We start from the raw sequence: 16,768 nt of genomic DNA, 5'->3' as shown, positions 1-16,768 counted from the left end.
TCCCTTCTTTCCCTTGGAATGTTGTCGCCATCTGTAGCCACGGCATTGTCATTGTACTGGAAATCTGTGGTTGCCTTGGGAGGATCCCTTCTTTCTCTTGGGATGTTGTCTCCGTCGGTAGCAACGGCATTGTCATTGTTCTGGAAATCGTTGTTGGCCTTGGGAGGATCCCTTCTTTCCCTTGGGATGTTATCTCCGTCGGTAGCAACGGCATTGTCATTGTACTGGAAATCGTTGTTGGCCTTGGGAGGGTCCCTTCTTTCTCTAGGAATGTTGTCTCCATCGGTAGCCACTGCATTGTCATTGTACTGGAAATCGTTGGTTGTCTTGGGAGGATCCCTTCTTTCCCTTGGGATGTTGTCGCCATCAGTGGCAACGGCATTGTCTACTGTTGGGAAAGCATCTTGGGTTCCCATGGCAAATAAGCCCAAACTAAGCAGTACTACTGCGAAAATAGATAATAATTTTTTCATTTTTAGAAGGTATTTCGAGGGTTAATAATGTAGAGCTAATGTAACGTAGCTAACCCATGAAAAAATTATGTAAGAATTATCTTTAGCAGATGTGGGAGTTCTATTAGTGAACGAGTGGTTTTTGTGAGAATTTGGCTAATTAAGGGTAGATATAGTATTTTTAGCCAAGACTTTCTTTAGGTTGTCAATGTTGTTCTTGTAGGATTTTGAAAAAGGCAATTGTAGCTTGTCATGCTTTAAAGTGCATAGACCTTTTCCGTAATTGATCCTAGAGACGAAATCGATATTAATGATGTAGCTCTGATGAACCCTAACGAAATTCGTTGGTAAATTGTTCTCAAAAGTCTTTAACGTTTTAAAAGCACTTATAGTACTTCCGTCTTTCATAAAAAAATCAGTGGCATTATTATCTGCCTGCAAATACATGATTTCTTGAGTATTAATATAGCGATAATCTTTATAGGATTGAAGTAGGAGTGTTTTGGGCTCCTGTTCTTTTGGGGTTTTTAATTTTAATCTTAAAAGGGTTTTTCTAATATCGAATTCGTTATAAGGTAATAACCAATAATCAAAAAAATGGCACTTCAAAGCCTCAAAGGCAAATTGTTTGCTTTTGGAAATTCCAATAAAAAGCGGAATCTCCTTTAAATATTGGTGCATTTCCATGATCATGTGGAAATACTCATGGGCCTTTTCGTTAAGATGTATAAAAACAACATCAGGTGATTTTTTGAGTATACCATTTAAACCGTCCACACTGTTGGTAGCTATACCGGCACAATAGAATTCACTATACTCTTCCATATAGTGTTGTAGCTGTAAATTAGATTGAGCATCAGAGTCCAAAACGGTATAGGTATATTCCATGATTTTAGATGATTTTAATGCAAATTAGTGATACTTAGTAGTGTAGGGGGCTATTTCAACCTTAGAAAAACTAGGGTTTTCATTTTATTGGCTAAATATATGTTATTTGAAAGTTTTTTCTTTCAAAATTTAGAGGCTAATATTAAATTATTCTGTAAAAATTACTTCATATGCGCCAACAGTCGGATTTTTGGTTCTATTTTTCCCTAAAATATCTAGGGGAACCAACTGTGCCGTAAACAGATTTCCTGCTCCAATGGCGCTTGAGTTTTCTTTAATTGTAAAATTATTTTGAGAGGGAGATGCAAAAAAGGGATCCATATTGAGTAGTATTTTTTCAAAATGGGAGGTATTACTTAAATTGTATAGAACATTTTCGGTATTATTCTGGAATTTAAGCAAGCAGTTTTCAAAGTAAAAATTAAACTCTGTATTATCTGCTTTACTTAGGGTTAGTTCGCTTGGATTACTTCCGTAAATAATGCAATTCTTGAAATCTGCCCTTTTCAGGCTATATGCATTGCTTCCGCTCAAGGAGGAATTGTCCAAATGCAAAGCTGCCCCGGAGCGGAATCCGTATTTCCAATAATTGGCAATGGTTGTATGGAGAAAGCTATAATCTCCTCCCAGGCTGCAATAAAGGGATATGTTCCCCGCCGCCCCCACAACTAAATTTTCGCCTCGTATAATAGCTGTTTTGGCCCAAAGGTTTATATTTTCACTATTGTAGATTTGAGAATTCCTTATGGATAATGTGGTTTCTTCCAGGGTATTATCTCCTTGGGCGAAAATGCCCACAGTAGCATTTTTTATAGTGAGGTAATCTATGGTGTTATTTAGACTGCCTTTGGAAATCCATAAAGATCCCCATTGTCCGGGAATGTCGGTATAAAAGGGTTCCAAGCGATCTCCTTCAAAAATTACTTCATTTTCCAGTAAATCCTTGTCCTGACTTAATTTACCGTTAATATGTATGGAAGCATTTTCTTTAATCAAGATCCCTGAATCTTTGTGGAAATGTACTCGTGTACCCTCTTCTATAATTAGGGTTTTACCTTGTGGTACGGAGGCGTAGCCATATATGACATAGGGTTTGTCCTTGGTAAAACTCAGTTGATCTGATCCGAGTTCAAAACCTTCAACCCTAATTTCTTCCCCGGATTCCTTAATATCCAGGACAAGTGTCTCTCTCTGTCCGTTCAAGGATCGTTTTGGGTATAAAAATATGGCATCCTTGACCAAGGTGACCAATTGCACTTCTTGCAAATGGTTTTCCCCATCAAATTGAATAGCATCGGTATGTAAAAATTCTTTGGTTTCCCCGTTGCCCAATTCAGCGGTGGTTTCTATAAAAATGTATAGGCTATCTTGGGCAAATAAAGGAATGTCCCTAAAAAATTGACCTGCTTCACCATCTACGTTTAATCGATAGGTACTGTTGTATCCGTTTTTAAGCTGAATTGTTGGAATGCTAATATCGGTCGAGCTCCGGTTGTATACTTTTAAGGTATAGGTGCTGCTACCAATGTTCCTGAAAATAGTATCCAAAAAAACCGTATCCTTAGAGAAATCCAAGGAGCCATTACTTTTTGTGTAATCAAAGTCCGTCCTACATGAGGAAAACATTAATAGTAGAACAAGAGCGGAAAAAGTACAAAAAGCTTTATGCACGGATTTTAAGTTCGGTATTTAGGATTGGGTAAGAAAGATACTTTCAATTTCCGGGGAAATCCTCATGGGCTTAAAGGTTTCCGAGTTCAGCAAACACCATTCGGTCTTGGATTTAACAAGCAATTGATTGCTTTCCTTGTTATACATTTCCACAACCCTAACGCTAACGGGACCTTTGGTCTTATCTATATAAGTTTTTATTAAAATAATATCGTCCAATTTTGCTGCACTTTTGTAGGTGATGTGATGGGTCAATACAACCCACACCGTAGTGTTGATCAAATCTTTAGGGGCTTTGGCCTGCCAATGTTCCTTGGCAATATCCTGCATCCATTGAACGTATCTTACATTGTTCACGTGGTTTAGATCATCCAGATCATCTTCTACCACTTTTATGGTTTTTTCAAAAGTTCCCATAGTTATTTTTTAAGGATGTTTACCTCAAATAATTTGTCCCAGTTTTTTCCGGTTACAAAGAAGGTCTTTCTTTCTGGATGATAGGCCACCCCATTAAGAACGTCTAGATTTTGATGTTGCGTAACTTTCTCTTTTAGGCCGGCGAAATTTATAACGCCTTCTATGGCACCGCTTTTGGCATCAATGATCATCATGCTCTCTTTTTGATAGACATTGGCGTATATTTTTCCATCTACATATTCCAGTTCATTGGCTTTGTTGAATATGGAAGTGTTGGTTACCGTTTCAAAATGTCCCTCCTCGGCCATTGTTTCAGGATTTAAAAACCATATTTTCTCGGTGCCATCACTTTTAAAAATTTTATTTCCATCGTTGCATAGGCCCCAGCCTTCCTTACTTTGGTTGTATTTAAAACTATCTATTTTCTCAAAAGCCTTAAGGTCATAAATGAATCCAACTCCACTTTGCCACGTAAGTTGATAAATTTTATCGTTCAAAATAGTGATGCCCTCCCCAAAATATGTGTTTTCCAAGTCTATCTTTTTTAAAACTTTACCAGTCTTAAAGTCTACTTGTCTCAAGGAGGATTTTCCTTTTTTACCGGTACTTTCAAATAAGGTATCGTTATGGAATTCCAATCCTTGGGTATAGGCGTCCATATCATGGGGGTATTCGTTTAGGATTTCGTAGGTGTAAATCTCTGGGGCATGTTCTGCCAATAATTTTATTCCTTTTGATATTTCAACGGTTTCACCTTCGAAACTTACATTTGCCGTCAATGTTTTGGCCCCAAGTTCCAATTGGTCCAGGGTAATTTTGTTATTGTTCAGCGTAATTTCCTGATCGTCCAGTTTATAGGTAATCTGTTCAATTTCTTTATTCTTTAGATTTTTGACAGAGATACCGACCACTTGATTTTTTTGAAATTCCGTTTGGTTTCCCTCCAATTCAATTTCGAAGAGCTTGGAGGGGTTGGTGGTGCCATCACAGGCCAAAAAGAAAAGGGGGATTATGAAGAATAGGTTTAATTTAAAGGCGTTCATTTTCTAATATGGGTATAATATATGTGATAATTTTAGTGGGTAAGGCGCTTGTGCCAAACAATTATTTTCATTGAAATTAATATAGTTGTCTTAAAATCAACCTGCTATCCAGAAATAAGATTGGCGACTTTTTAAGGCAAGATATTTAATAAAATTAAGACCTGAAAACGATTGTAAAAAAATTAAAAGATTGTATATTTGCACCGGCAAGTCCTACACGACCAGCTCCTGTAGAATCCCCCAGGGTGGGAACGCAGCAAGGGTATATGGTTGTAGCGGTGCGATGTAGGTAGCTTGCCATTTTTTGTACCCGAAAGTGAAGGTATTTTTTATCCTTATTTGTGATGACTTGGTATAGATATCACTCCATATTCCCCTTCAATTCCTGTTTTATTTGTTAATTTGCATCCTTAATTTTTTATGAATGGAGCAAAGGGTTGTATTGGTTACTGGAGGTTCTTCGGGAATTGGAAAATCGATCGGGATTTATTTAAAATCAAAAGGTTTTAAAGTTTATGGAACAACAAGGCAGGTGGGCAAATATCCTAATTTCACCGATTTTGATCTTTTGGAATTGGATGTAAGAAATCCTGAAAGCATAGCGCCGGCCATTTCGAAGCTTATGGCAAAGGAGGGTAGATTGGATGTTTTGGTGAATAATGCAGGGATTGGAATAACAGGTCCCATAGAGGAAACTCCTCATTCTGAAATATTAAATGCATTCGACACCAATTTTAACGGCCCTCTGCACATGGCCAAGGCAGTCTTACCTCATATGAGACATCGGAAAAACGGGTTGATCATCAATATTACGTCAATTGCGGGTTATATGGGTTTGCCGTACAGGGGGTTGTACTCCGCCAGTAAAGGGGCCTTGGAGCTGGTAACGGAGGCTTTGAGGATGGAAGTCAAAGGTTTTGGGGTTAAGGTAACCAATTTGGCTCCTGGCGATTTTGCTACCAATATAGCCTCTGGACGTTACCATGCCCCAATTTTGGAGGACTCGCCCTATAAAGAATCTTACGGCGATACCTTGAAAATGATGAACGAGCACGTGGACAGTGGCCAAGATCCCATGTTGGTGGCCCAAATGGTATTTAAAATTATCAACACAAAAAATCCCAAAGTACATTATAAGGTAGGGGAGTTTTTGCAAAAGTTCTCATTGTTTCTTAAAAAAATATTACCGGACAAAGTATATGAGAAACTCCTGATGAACCATTATAAATTGTAATTTTGCCAGACTAAAAGGTAGGCATGCAAATAAGCTATATCTTTCAAATTAATAATTTAAAAAGCAATTAACATGAAGTTCTTTATTGACACCGCTAATTTAGCACAGATAAAAGAAGCCCAAGAATTAGGAGTATTGGATGGAGTAACCACAAATCCTTCCCTAATGGCCAAAGAAGGTATTACTGGAAGAAACAATATTTTGAAGCATTATGTAGACATCTGTAATATTGTGGAAGGTGATGTATCCGCCGAGGTTATTTCCACCGATTTTAAAGGAATGATCAAGGAGGGTGAGGAATTGGCAGAATTGCATGAGCAAATTGTTGTTAAGGTTCCTATGATAAAGGATGGTATTAAGGCTATAAAATATTTCTCGGATAAGGGAATAAGAACCAACTGTACCTTGGTATTCTCCTGTGGACAGGCATTATTGGCCGCCAAAGCTGGTGCTGCCTATGTTTCTCCGTTTATTGGTAGGTTAGACGATATCTCTACTGATGGTCTTAACTTGATTTCAGAAATTAGACATATATATGATAATTATGAGTTTGAAACACAAATATTGGCCGCTTCCGTAAGGCACACCATGCACGTTATAGATTGTGCCAAAATAGGAGCTGATGTTATGACAGGACCATTATCAGCTATCGAAGGTTTGTTAAAGCACCCATTGACCGATAGTGGTTTGGCTAAATTCTTGGAAGACTACCAGAAAGGTAATTAATTTTCGGAATTATTTTAATAATAATACAAAGCCTCTTTAGCTTATTAAGCAAAAGAGGCTTTGTTGTTTTTATAAACTGATCTGTTTTGTATATTGATTTTAGGACCAAAAGTGTTTACGAGAAACAGGAACTCTGATCTTTAAATGAGAGTGCTAATTAAAAACTGCTATAGAGATCGGCAAATGCATCTACAATAAGTCCGTCTTTGGTGATAATACCTTTATTGAGACCTCCTATGACCAGGGCATTTTTTAAATTTTCGAAATCATCGGTGCGGAATTGTTTTTCCGTATCCAATTGATTGGCACTTAATAATGATTGCCATCTAAGGGCATCCGTATTGCAGTTTATTCCAACAAATGTAAACTCCGGTTTGTTTTCCGTAAGTTGTGCTACGCGCCTAAGTACGTTCTCGAAGTTGGATCTTTGGGTCCCGGACCAAAAATAGAATACGGTATTTTTTTCTTTTTCGGCAATTTCTTGTAAGGTCACCAAGGCCCCATCTGCGTTGAAAACTGAAATATTGGGTAATTTATTGGTTGGTTGTAAACTGTTTACACCTTCGTAAATGGCCTCTATTTCGGCGCTGTGTCGATTGTTACCAGAAAGCCTATGAAAGTCGTCAATAAAAATTCTATTATTTTCGTCGGTATCATGAACATTTATTAGATAGTCCATGGCCACATTTCTGAACAAATTATCCCTTAAGTCTTTTTCGGTAACCAGACTATCTATCAGTTCTAACTTGTGAAGGTTAAAATGCAGTTTGTTTTTAACTATTTCATAGTGTGCATCCTTACATTTTGTATAACAACCCATATAGGATAGATTGTTAAAATGTGTCTTCATAAAATTATAGTAGTACCTGTGATAGGATAGATTTTCGTTGTTGTAGTCTACGTTTTTTCTATAATCGTAAAAATTACCGGGTAGCTCGGGAATGGTATTTTCCCTAGTCTTTCTTCTGTTCCAAAAGGGGTATTTTTCTTTATAGATGTAATAGTTGTAATCTATACTGGCCCTAGCCATTTCAGCTGCTTTGGGAGAAAGTGATATTTCCTTTACAAGCTCGTCCAGAGCATTGGTTTTAATAGCCCTGAGGGAATCCAATTTATCACTAAAATCCTCAGGTTCTAGTTGGGAATAAGAATAAATCAATGCGGGCTCAGTTTCTGTACCCAAAAAGAAGTCGACAAGAAAATTATTTATTTCTTCACCTCTGCCAGAAAATATCAACGACTCGTCAAAATCCTCTGTATTTAGACGAATCATTAAGCTATCTCCCTTTTCCAAATAAACATATTGCAATTCCGGACTATGGTCAAAATGATATAGACCTTCCACAATTGTATCCAATCGTATACTGAATCGATTTTCATCATCAAGTTTTGCAGAATCTATGACGATATCGTCCTTAAAAAGGACAACATATTCGCTTGTGGGGTTTACGATTTCACCAGCAAAGAATGCACCAGGGGAATTATTTTCTATCGAACCGCAGCCAACTAGTGCAATCAGAAAAGAATATAGTAAAGGTTTATTCATATGAGAATAGCTACTTTATAGTAAACAAATCTAATAAACTCAGCAGATACAGCCTGTTAATTGTGAGTTAAATCTATGGGTTCTTAGTTAAAATGACACCTAAAGGCGTTGTAATATAGTTGCTTAAACGGGTTTATTTTTATTATTTTTGCACAAAATTTAAAACATTAAGTATGCTGTCAGTATCAAATTTATCTGTGCAATTTGGGAAAAGGGTTCTTTTTGATGAAGTAAACGTATCCTTTACACAAGGTAATTGTTATGGTGTTATTGGTGCCAACGGAGCGGGAAAATCCACTTTTTTACGAATTCTATCCGGACAAATAGACCCTACATCCGGGCATGTTCACCTGGAACCTGGGAAAAGGATGTCCATTCTGGAACAAAATCATAACGCCTATGATGAATATACGGTTTTGGAGAGTGTGGTAATGGGCAATAAGCCCTTGTTCAAAATAAAAAAGGAGATAGATGCCCTTTATGCCGATTACAGTGATGAGAATGCGGATAGAATAGGGGAGTTACAGGTACAATTTGAGGAAATGAACGGTTGGAATGCCGATAGTGATGCAGCAGCTCTATTATCCAATTTGGGGATAACGGAAGAATTTCATTATACCTTGATGGGGGACTTGGATTCCAAATTAAAGGTAAGGGTATTATTGGCCCAGGCATTGTTTGGTAATCCGGATGTTTTGATAATGGATGAGCCTACCAACGATTTGGATTATGAAACCATTAATTGGTTGGAAAATTTCTTGGCCGACTATGAAAATACAGTTATTGTAGTATCGCACGATAGACACTTTTTGGATTCTGTTTGTACCCATATTGGGGATATAGATTTTGGAAAGATGAACCTATACTCCGGGAACTATACATTTTGGTACGAGAGTAGTCAGTTGGCTGCCAGACAAAGGGCGCAACAAAACAGAAAATCCGAGGAAAAGGCCAAGGAATTACAGGAGTTTATTCAGCGGTTCAGCGCCAACGTGGCAAAGAGCAAACAGGCCACTTCCAGAAAGAAAATGTTGTCCAAATTAAAAATTGAGGATATAAAACCTTCTAGTAGACGTTATCCTGCCATTATTTTTGATAGAGAAAGGGAGGCAGGGGATCAAATATTGAACATTGAAAAACTGTCGGCCTCAACAGAAGAGGGTGAGATTTTGTTTCGGGATGTCAATATTAATTTGGCCAAAGGCGATAAAGTGGCAATAATTTCTAGGGATTCAAGGGCTACTACTGCATTTTACGAAATTATTAATGGCAATAGAAAGGCGGACAGCGGATCCTTTCAATGGGGGATAACAACCAACCAGTCCTATTTGCCGGCAGATAATGCGTCATTCTTTACCGAAGATATCAATTTAGTGGATTGGTTAAGGCAATGGGCCAAAACGGAAGAAGAAAGGGAAGAAGTAAACATTAGGGGCTTTTTGGGAAAAATGTTGTTTAGCGGTGAGGAAGCTTTGAAAAAATGTACGGTTTTGTCCGGAGGGGAAAAAGTACGTTGCATGTTGAGCAGAATGATGTTGATGAGGGCCAATGTAGTTATGTTGGACGAGCCTACCAACCATTTGGATTTGGAAAGTATAACTACCTTCAATAATTCCCTAAAGAATTTTAAAGGAACTGTTCTTTTTACTACCCATGATCATGAATTTGCTGAAACTGTGGCTAATAGGGTTATAGAATTAACTCCTAAAGGTAATATAGATCGATATTTGACGTTTGATGATTATATGTCCGATAAGACTATAAAGGAACAGCGAAACAAAATGTACGCCGTTCCGGTGTAATTTTGTGGGACCCAAATTCTTACTTTATGAAAACCTACCTGTATGCATGCATGTTTATTGCATGTTTTGCCATGGGCTGTTCTGAGGAAGGAGTTGGGGATAAGATTGACGAATCTCCAAGCCTTTTGGCCGACTATACCGTTTTGGTTCAAAAAGATGGTGTTTTAAAAACGGCTCTTTTAAATGCCGATTCGGACGGAATTACCGTTAATTCAGCCCAAAGTGATTTTGAGGTGGTGCCAATGCCGGACCTAAGTTATAGGCATGGTTCCAAATTAGGATTTTATATTCCCCAGGTAGACTGCAGTGCCAAGATTAGCATCCATGACTTTAGCGAGGATACAGTGGTCCATACAACTGTTTTTACAGAAGATTTAAATTGTGACCGCGATGTAAAATCCATCGCTTTTTCAGGGAACAAGGCATTAGTGGCCTATGTTATACCTTCAGAAACGAAAAAAGATAATTATTTTTTAAGAATTTTGGATTTGACAAAGAGTCCAAGCTCCTTTACGGATGTTGTATTGTCTAAAGAACCCAAACAACTTTTGGTTTCCGATAACAAAGTATTTCTTTTGTCCCTAGATACCGATATTACCAATAAATATGCCCTAACGGCATTAAATATGGATAGTGGGGCCGTTACCCATGAGGTTATTCTGGGAGACGATGTTTTAAAGATATCAAAGGATGGAATGGGCAATATTTTGGTAAGTTACCCTAATTTGCACAGCATTATTGACGGGAATACTATGATTTTGGGAATCACTACCAATTATTTGTTGGGCAAGGAACCGAAGTTTGGATATGCCAAATCCGAATATTTCGGGGAGCAGACAATATATTACCCTATGGCATCGGGTTCAAAAAGTTCCTACCCCAATATTGCCGCAGTTTATGATTTTAAGGAAAATATGTCCGTTCTGTATATTTATGAAAATTTTCTAAGCCCGGAACAGCGAGACCTGAAGTATGAAATAGAGGATACGACCATGGTTTCCTATGACGCCAAAAACAATTTGATATTGATAGGTTACAAGAAAAAAGGAGGTAGTGGCAAAGGAGGACTAATGAGGATAAAGCCAATACCGGACCCCAAATTTCTGGATAATGTTGATTTGGACGGTATTCCTATGGAATTGTTTTCCAACTAAAACTTGGGCGATAACCATCAATTTGATTACGTCTTTAGGTACTTGGAATTCCAGATAGCTGGATTAAAATTCTTGCCCAATGCAAAGCCATAGAATATAACTATGGAAGAAATGCATTTAAACATAAAAAAGAAAATTACCCAAAATTGAAAGCTGGAACTTTCTTTGGAAAACAATCCGTTGGGTACCAACAGGGTTACCAAATAACTAATACCTACTACTAGGGCGATTAGATTTACCAAGTTTTTAAATGGCCACATCAATATTTTTCTTAGTGGATGCAGATCACGGCCCCATTTATGGATCAAATAGTAATAGTCGTTCCCTATAGGGGCAAATAAAATGGGGTCATCCTTATCTTTTAACTTAAACAGTTTTGAGGGGGCCAATATTTTGAACCCCTTTAATTCCAGACCATGTGTTTTTTCCAAATTTTTGATCTTGGAAATGGCCTCCGGTGGAATATCTCCTTTAAAATAATGTGAATCCAAGAAACGCAACCGGTAGTCCACCGCTATTTTTTTAATATGTCGAACATGGTAGATTCCGGCAGTTTCCAGTAAGTCGAATTCAAAATCGTTGGAAATTACGGAATCCTTCCTTTTCATGTTACCCTCAATTCTTTTCAGGGTATCATGCTCTTTGGCTAAAAGATCATTTACTTCATTTAAAATTTCATCGGCAGACTTATCCCTTTTTTTTGCCAGAATAAGCTTTTCTTGAATATTGGTTCTTCTCATCAACATTTTTCATTCTTTTATAGCAATTGTTATAAAGTTAAGAAATTAAGGACTTCTTTTTTGGTCCAATGCGTTAAAAATTGGAAATCCGCAACAAAATCTACTGGAATATAGGGGGTTCGTGACCTGAATATTAATATTGTGTTAATTTAAAATTAGTTAATAACTTTTTTTAAAATAGTAAGCTGAATATTGTATATTGTCGACGAATTTAACCGTTTATCGATTTTTTTAATTCCCAAGCCCTAAGAACCAATGAAAAGCTATGTGTCCGTTTGCGCTCTATTATTTTTTGTCACCTCTATAGGTTTTGGGCAAACGTCATTCAAGGAAAATAGCTTTTTGGAAAAGGAGAACTCCATCATTGAAAGTACGGCCGATTCCGGACACCATTATACTTTATTGGAAGCTGTAAAAGCAGCGAATTTGGATAAAATTTTGAATGAGGATGGTCCGTTTACCGTTTTTGCGCCTTCTGATATGGCTTTTAAAAAGCTCTCCAAAGTAAACTTGAAGGAATTATTATTACCTGAAAATAAAAAGGAACTCTTTTCACTTTTAACTTACCATATCGTAGCAGGCAACATTACGGCCTCCAAAATTTTAAAGGCGCTGTGCAACGGGAATGGAAAAGCTAGTTTTACTACTGTACAGGGCGATAAAATTTTCGCTTCTATGGAGGGATTGGATATTGTTCTTACGGATAAGGCCGGGAATAGGGCCAAAATAACCAGTGCCGATGCCAATCAATGCAATGGGATTATACACGAGATAGACAGCGTTATCCTGCCCAATGCCCTTTCCGTAGCAAATCTACCGTAATTCGGCTCCTAATTCGCTTTCATAGCGCTTCAAAAGCTTATTCATTATCTTATCTATCTGCTTGTCGGTCAATGTCCCGTTTACATCCTGCAAGGTGTAACTTACCGCATAAGACTTTTTGCCCTCGGGTAAATTTTTACCATTGTAAACATCAAAAAGATTCACCTTGGTTAAAAATTTCCGTTCAGTTTGAAGGGCGATATCGTGAATCTGTTTAAAGCTCACTCCCTCATCTACCAAAAGAGCGTAGTCTCTCTTAACTTCTGGGTATTTTGGGATTTCCTTATAGATTATTTTGTTGTGTACAATAGTTTCCAAAATATAATCCCAGTCAAAATTGGCAAATAGAACCTCTTCCTTAATATCAAACTCCCTTAAAATAGATTTCTTTACCACTCCAATACTCACGACTGCCCTTTTAGCTATTTTTAAGGAAATTCCTTCTGAAAGAATATCACTGGAATTTGGTTGGGAATTAAGTTGGGTAAGTCCCAATCTATTAAGGAGGTTTTCGACTATGGCTTTAAGATAGAAGAAATCTGCTTTTTTCGGAGTTGTGGTCCAAGTATCTTCCAGTCTGTTGCCGGTGACAAGAATACTTAAATGCTTTTTTTCCTCCCTCTTGGTTTCATATTGATGATAGGTTTTGCCAAATTCGAAAATTTTAAGGTTGTGCATCTGCCTATTGCTGTTGTGGGCAATGGCTTCCAAACCTGAAAACAACATGGATTGTCGCATTACCGAGAGATCGGAACTGAGCGGGTTTAACATGGCAATAGTGTGCTCATCCTTAATATCTTCCGATAATTTATTATAGTCTGGGGATGATAAACTATTTGCCAATATTTCATTAAAGCCTTTTGAAGCTAAAAAATTACCGATTATGTTTTGGACCTTATAATCCTCGAATTTGGAAGTAGGGGCAATGGAAGCGTTCAATTTTTCTTTGAACTCCACATTGTTATATCCGAAAACACGTAAAATTTCCTCAATTACGTCTACCTCCCGTTGTACATCCACACGGTAAAAAGGAATTGATAATCCGAGTCCGGATTCCGTTACGTTTTTAACCTTAATGTCCAAGGAGGCCAAAATGGATTTAATAGTATCTTTGGATATTTCCTGACCAATCAGCTTGTTAATTTTGGCAAAAGTCAAAAACACGTGGTAATCATCCTTCTTTTTAGGGTATATATCTACAATGTCCGAGGTGATATCACCTCCCGCAATTTCGTGGATAAGTAGTGCTGCCCGTTTTAGGCTATATTCAACATTATCTATATCTATTCCCCTTTCAAAGCGGAAGGAAGCATCTGTGTTTATATTGTGTCTTTTGGCAGTTTTCCTAACGGATACTGGATTAAAGAAGGCACTTTCCAGAAATATGCTACTAGTAATTTCCGTTACCCCAGAATTTTGTCCGCCAAGGACTCCGGCTATGCAAAGGGGCTTTTCCGTATCACAGATCATCAGATCCTCTTCGCTTAATACGCGCTGAACTCCATCCAAAGTGGTAAATTTGGTTCCCTTGGGAAGCGTTTTGACCACTATTTTGTTTCCTTTAATCTTTGCTGCATCAAAGGCGTGCAAGGGTTGCCCCAATTCGTGCAATACGTAATTGGTGGCGTCCACCACATTATTTTTGGGGGTAATCCCAATAGATCTCAATCTATTTTTTAACCAATCTGGTGATGGCTGCACAATAAGATTGCTAATCGTTATTCCGCAATACCTCGGTGCCAGTTCGCTTTTAATTACTTCAACGTCATATCTTAAGGAGCGGTTTACAATATTGAAATTGGTAACGGGAGGGGTGATCAATTCCTTATGGATATCCTTCTGCTTAAATCCGGCTTTTAAATCCCTAGCCACTCCAAAGTGGCTCATGGCATCCGCCCTATTTGGGGTAAGCCCTATTTCAAAGACCTCGTCCACCTCAACTTCGAAAACTTCGGAACAGGGTGTTCCAACTTGCAGGGTATCCGGCAGAACCATAATACCATCATGGCTTTCGCCCAATCCAAGTTCATCTTCCGCACAGATCATCCCATGGCTTTCCTCGCCACGAATTTTCCCTTTTTTTATTACCCAAGCTTCTCCTTCCGCTGTATAGAGAGTTGTTCCTATGGTAGCTACCGGTACTTTTTGTCCGGCCTCTACGTTGGGTGCGCCACAGACAATTTGCAGGGGAGTATCAAGACCAATATTTACCGTCGTCAATTTTAATTTATCCGCGTTGGGGTGTTTTATACAGGTTAAAACCTCGCCAACAACAATTCCCTTCAATCCTCCTTTGACAGATTCAAAAGTTGAAATACCCTCAACCTCCAGGCCCAAGTCAGTTAGTAATTCAGCTGTCCTATTGGAATCCCAGTCAATTTTTAAAAACTGCTTCAACCAGTTGTAAGATATTTTCATCGAGTATTTTTAAAGACCCCAAATATAAAACAATGCAATAAGACATTCAATACGTATTTGAGTGAATGTTTTATTTTTTATATCCAAAAATTTTCGTTACTTCATCTTATTAAAATCCTTAAACCTGCTTTTTCTTTAGTTCCCAATCTGAGAGATGTGTTTAAGTCCTCCTAAAAAAGTCCCTCTAAAATTTTATATTAATGTTTGGTGGTATCAATATGCGCCCAACTTTTTATAGTAAATAACATGAAACGAATATTCCTTATGTTTCTTCTAGTTATAGTTATTATTGGCTGTAGACAGTCTGCCACTGTTGGTTTAACGGAAGGGTATTGGTTGTCAGAACTGCAGTTGGGGGACAACCAGCTCTTGCCGTTCAACTTTAAGGTTGTTGTATTGGGGAATGGGGAATATAACATTGAATTGTACAATGCAGAGGAAATCATCTTAATAGATGAAATTCAAGTTTTGGGAGATTCCGTGGTCATAAAAATGCCCGTTTTTGAAGGGTATTTGGCGGGGAAGTACAATGAGAAAGAAATAAATGGAAAATTTATAAAAGAAAATGAGGAAAGGGTGGTGCCTTTTAGAGCGGTGCATGGTATTAAGGAACGCTTTAAAAGTAACGGTATTCCCAATACCAATATCTCGGGTGACTGGGAGGTGGAGTTCAAGCCTGAAAATGGGGAAAGCTATATGGCCAAGGGAACCTTCAGGCAGGTAGATGACAAGGTTACCGGAACGTTTAGGACCGCCAATGGGGATTATAGGTTTTTGGAGGGAATCAATAGTGCCGATACTGTTAAATTCTCCACTTTTGACGGTACCCATGCCTATTTGTTCAAGGCCAAAACAACGGATACTTCTATGTTGGGAGTGTTTTACTCCGGAAATCATTCCAAGGAAAATTTCGTAGCCAAAAGAAATGAGAATTATGAATTGCCCAATACAGAGGCCTTGACCTATATGAAAAAAGGCTATGATAAATTAAGCTTTTCGTTTCCTGATACCAAAGGTAATTTGGTGTCATTGGGTGACCCTGCTTTTAAGGATAAGGTAGTTGTCGTTCAGATCATGGGGACGTGGTGCCCAAACTGTTTGGATGAAACCAAGTTTTTGGTAGAATATTTAAAAAAACATCCAAACAAGAAATTAGCAGTTATAGCCCTTGCGTTCGAGTATGCTAAAACAAAAGAGGCTGCACATAAATCGATTGATAGGCTAAGGGAAAGAATAGGGGTGGAATACCCCGTGTTATTGGCCCAGTACGGTGGGATAGACAAGCAAAGGGCCGAAAAAAAATTACCCATGTTGAATCATGTTCTTTCCTTTCCAACTACTCTGGTAGTCAATAAAATGGGTAATGTGGAAAAAATATATACGGGCTTTAACGGTCCGGCAACGGGCAGTATTTACGACAGTTTTAAAAAAGATTTCCACAGCTTTATACTTCAACTACTTGAGGCTTAAAGGAATCTTATTAAAAAAAGGAAAGCTTAAGTTGGATTAATCCTTAAGAATTTGAATTGGTAGATAAAGTGTTCGATTGATTATAATCGTTAATGAGTTGTTGAGGTGTGATTTTGTATTATGCTTAATTGTTGTATTTCTGTAAAAAATTGGGAATATTATGACTCCTCACGCTGTTGATCTTTGGTTTTACTTATTGAGAATAATCGAGTAAAATATATGTCAAAATTATTCTTTCATTTTACTCAAGTGATTTCTATTGTTTTTAATAGGTTTTCGTGAATCTCCGATTTCTTTGCTTTTCCAATGAAACCGACGCAGGAGGTTCATGAATACCTTATTCCAAAATAAACAGGCAATGAATAAAACGAAACAAAAGAAAAGA

At 37.8% G+C, this 16,768-nt stretch carries 14 protein-coding genes and 1 other RNA gene; 7 read left to right on the top strand and 8 right to left on the bottom strand.

Translation table 11 applies throughout. The features are described from left to right. The 5 genes from MWU84_RS22675 to MWU84_RS22655 form a co-directional block, all read right to left on the bottom strand. On the bottom strand, positions 1–473 hold a 473-nt coding region (locus MWU84_RS22675), incomplete at its 3' end, for a hypothetical protein (protein ID WP_246906166.1). A 135-nt stretch (positions 474–608) separates the two neighbouring features. After that, positions 609–1,340 carry a LytTR family transcriptional regulator DNA-binding domain-containing protein gene (locus MWU84_RS22670; RefSeq protein WP_246906164.1) on the bottom strand — a complete coding sequence of 244 codons (732 nt, stop codon included), beginning with the start codon at positions 1,338–1,340 and terminating at the stop codon, positions 609–611. A 147-nt stretch (positions 1,341–1,487) separates the two neighbouring features. Then, positions 1,488–3,011 (bottom strand): hypothetical protein, encoded by a 1,524-nt coding sequence (locus tag MWU84_RS22665; protein ID WP_348647894.1) that lies wholly within the window; start codon positions 3,009–3,011, stop codon positions 1,488–1,490. Positions 3,012–3,029: 18 nt separating this feature from the next. Then, positions 3,030–3,428: an acyl-ACP thioesterase domain-containing protein gene (locus MWU84_RS22660; RefSeq protein ID WP_246906162.1), complete on the bottom strand. Its 399-nt coding sequence runs from the start codon at positions 3,426–3,428 to the stop codon at positions 3,030–3,032. 2 nt (positions 3,429–3,430) lie between these two features. Then, on the bottom strand, positions 3,431–4,471 hold the full coding sequence (locus MWU84_RS22655; RefSeq protein WP_246906159.1) for a glutaminyl-peptide cyclotransferase: 1,041 nt from the start codon (positions 4,469–4,471) through the stop codon (positions 3,431–3,433). 204 nt (positions 4,472–4,675) lie between these two features. On the opposite strand from MWU84_RS22655, the gene ffs reads away from it, so the two are divergent. From ffs to fsa, 3 genes are all read left to right on the top strand, one after another. Beyond that, an RNA gene (ffs, locus tag MWU84_RS22650) (signal recognition particle sRNA small type) lies at positions 4,676–4,774 on the top strand. 121 nt (positions 4,775–4,895) lie between these two features. Continuing rightward, positions 4,896–5,705 (top strand): SDR family oxidoreductase, encoded by an 810-nt coding sequence (locus MWU84_RS22645; RefSeq protein WP_246906157.1) that lies wholly within the window; start codon positions 4,896–4,898, stop codon positions 5,703–5,705. Between the two features lie 72 nt (positions 5,706–5,777). Next, positions 5,778–6,431: a fructose-6-phosphate aldolase gene (gene fsa, locus MWU84_RS22640; protein WP_246906154.1), complete on the top strand. Its 654-nt coding sequence runs from the start codon at positions 5,778–5,780 to the stop codon at positions 6,429–6,431. A 157-nt stretch (positions 6,432–6,588) separates the two neighbouring features. On the opposite strand, the gene MWU84_RS22635 is transcribed toward fsa, so the two are convergent. Beyond that, positions 6,589–7,977: a transaldolase gene (locus MWU84_RS22635; RefSeq protein WP_246906151.1), complete on the bottom strand. Its 1,389-nt coding sequence runs from the start codon at positions 7,975–7,977 to the stop codon at positions 6,589–6,591. Positions 7,978–8,150: 173 nt separating this feature from the next. Between MWU84_RS22635 and MWU84_RS22630 the strand changes: the two genes are divergently transcribed. Further along, entirely contained in the window at positions 8,151–9,779 is a 1,629-nt protein-coding gene (locus MWU84_RS22630) for an ATP-binding cassette domain-containing protein (protein ID WP_246906148.1), read from the top strand. Positions 9,780–9,805: 26 nt separating this feature from the next. Next, positions 9,806–10,933: a hypothetical protein gene (locus MWU84_RS22625; protein ID WP_246906146.1), complete on the top strand. Its 1,128-nt coding sequence runs from the start codon at positions 9,806–9,808 to the stop codon at positions 10,931–10,933. Between the two features lie 26 nt (positions 10,934–10,959). Here the strand turns inward: MWU84_RS22625 and MWU84_RS22620 are convergent, their stop codons facing one another. Further along, positions 10,960–11,679: a hypothetical protein gene (locus MWU84_RS22620; protein ID WP_246906144.1), complete on the bottom strand. Its 720-nt coding sequence runs from the start codon at positions 11,677–11,679 to the stop codon at positions 10,960–10,962. A gap of 249 nt (positions 11,680–11,928) precedes the next feature. Between MWU84_RS22620 and MWU84_RS22615 the strand changes: the two genes are divergently transcribed. Then, a complete protein-coding gene (locus MWU84_RS22615; RefSeq protein WP_246906141.1) occupies positions 11,929–12,495 on the top strand; it encodes a fasciclin domain-containing protein in 567 nt (188 codons plus the stop codon). Here the strand turns inward: MWU84_RS22615 and pheT are convergent. Then, positions 12,487–14,913, bottom strand: a complete 2,427-nt coding sequence (gene pheT / locus MWU84_RS22610; protein WP_246906138.1) for a phenylalanine--tRNA ligase subunit beta — start codon at positions 14,911–14,913, stop codon at positions 12,487–12,489. The genes MWU84_RS22615 and pheT overlap by 9 nt on opposite strands. A 246-nt stretch (positions 14,914–15,159) precedes the next feature. Between pheT and MWU84_RS22605 the strand changes: the two genes are divergently transcribed. Next, a complete protein-coding gene (locus MWU84_RS22605) occupies positions 15,160–16,383 on the top strand; it encodes a TlpA disulfide reductase family protein (RefSeq protein ID WP_246906134.1) in 1,224 nt (407 codons plus the stop codon). Positions 16,384–16,768: the final 385 nt, after the last annotated feature.

It is taken from the genome of Arenibacter sp. F20364, from assembly GCF_023015905.1.
In the GTDB taxonomy this organism is placed as follows: domain Bacteria; phylum Bacteroidota; class Bacteroidia; order Flavobacteriales; family Flavobacteriaceae; genus Arenibacter.
The sequence above is the reverse complement of the archived record's forward strand: the minus strand, read 5'-3'. Positions and strand labels throughout refer to the sequence as shown.

Coding starts and splice junctions, on each gene's coding strand:
- MWU84_RS22670 (WP_246906164.1), bottom strand. CDS start 1,340: ATGGAATATACCTATACCGTTTTGGACTCTGATGCTCAATCTAATTTA.
- MWU84_RS22660 (WP_246906162.1), bottom strand. CDS start 3,428: ATGGGAACTTTTGAAAAAACCATAAAAGTGGTAGAAGATGATCTGGAT.
- MWU84_RS22655 (WP_246906159.1), bottom strand. CDS start 4,471: ATGAACGCCTTTAAATTAAACCTATTCTTCATAATCCCCCTTTTCTTT.
- MWU84_RS22645 (WP_246906157.1), top strand. CDS start 4,896: ATGGAGCAAAGGGTTGTATTGGTTACTGGAGGTTCTTCGGGAATTGGA.
- fsa (WP_246906154.1), top strand. CDS start 5,778: ATGAAGTTCTTTATTGACACCGCTAATTTAGCACAGATAAAAGAAGCC.
- MWU84_RS22635 (WP_246906151.1), bottom strand. CDS start 7,977: ATGAATAAACCTTTACTATATTCTTTTCTGATTGCACTAGTTGGCTGC.
- MWU84_RS22630 (WP_246906148.1), top strand. CDS start 8,151: ATGCTGTCAGTATCAAATTTATCTGTGCAATTTGGGAAAAGGGTTCTT.
- MWU84_RS22625 (WP_246906146.1), top strand. CDS start 9,806: ATGAAAACCTACCTGTATGCATGCATGTTTATTGCATGTTTTGCCATG.
- MWU84_RS22620 (WP_246906144.1), bottom strand. CDS start 11,679: ATGTTGATGAGAAGAACCAATATTCAAGAAAAGCTTATTCTGGCAAAA.
- MWU84_RS22615 (WP_246906141.1), top strand. CDS start 11,929: ATGAAAAGCTATGTGTCCGTTTGCGCTCTATTATTTTTTGTCACCTCT.
- pheT (WP_246906138.1), bottom strand. CDS start 14,913: ATGAAAATATCTTACAACTGGTTGAAGCAGTTTTTAAAAATTGACTGG.
- MWU84_RS22605 (WP_246906134.1), top strand. CDS start 15,160: ATGAAACGAATATTCCTTATGTTTCTTCTAGTTATAGTTATTATTGGC.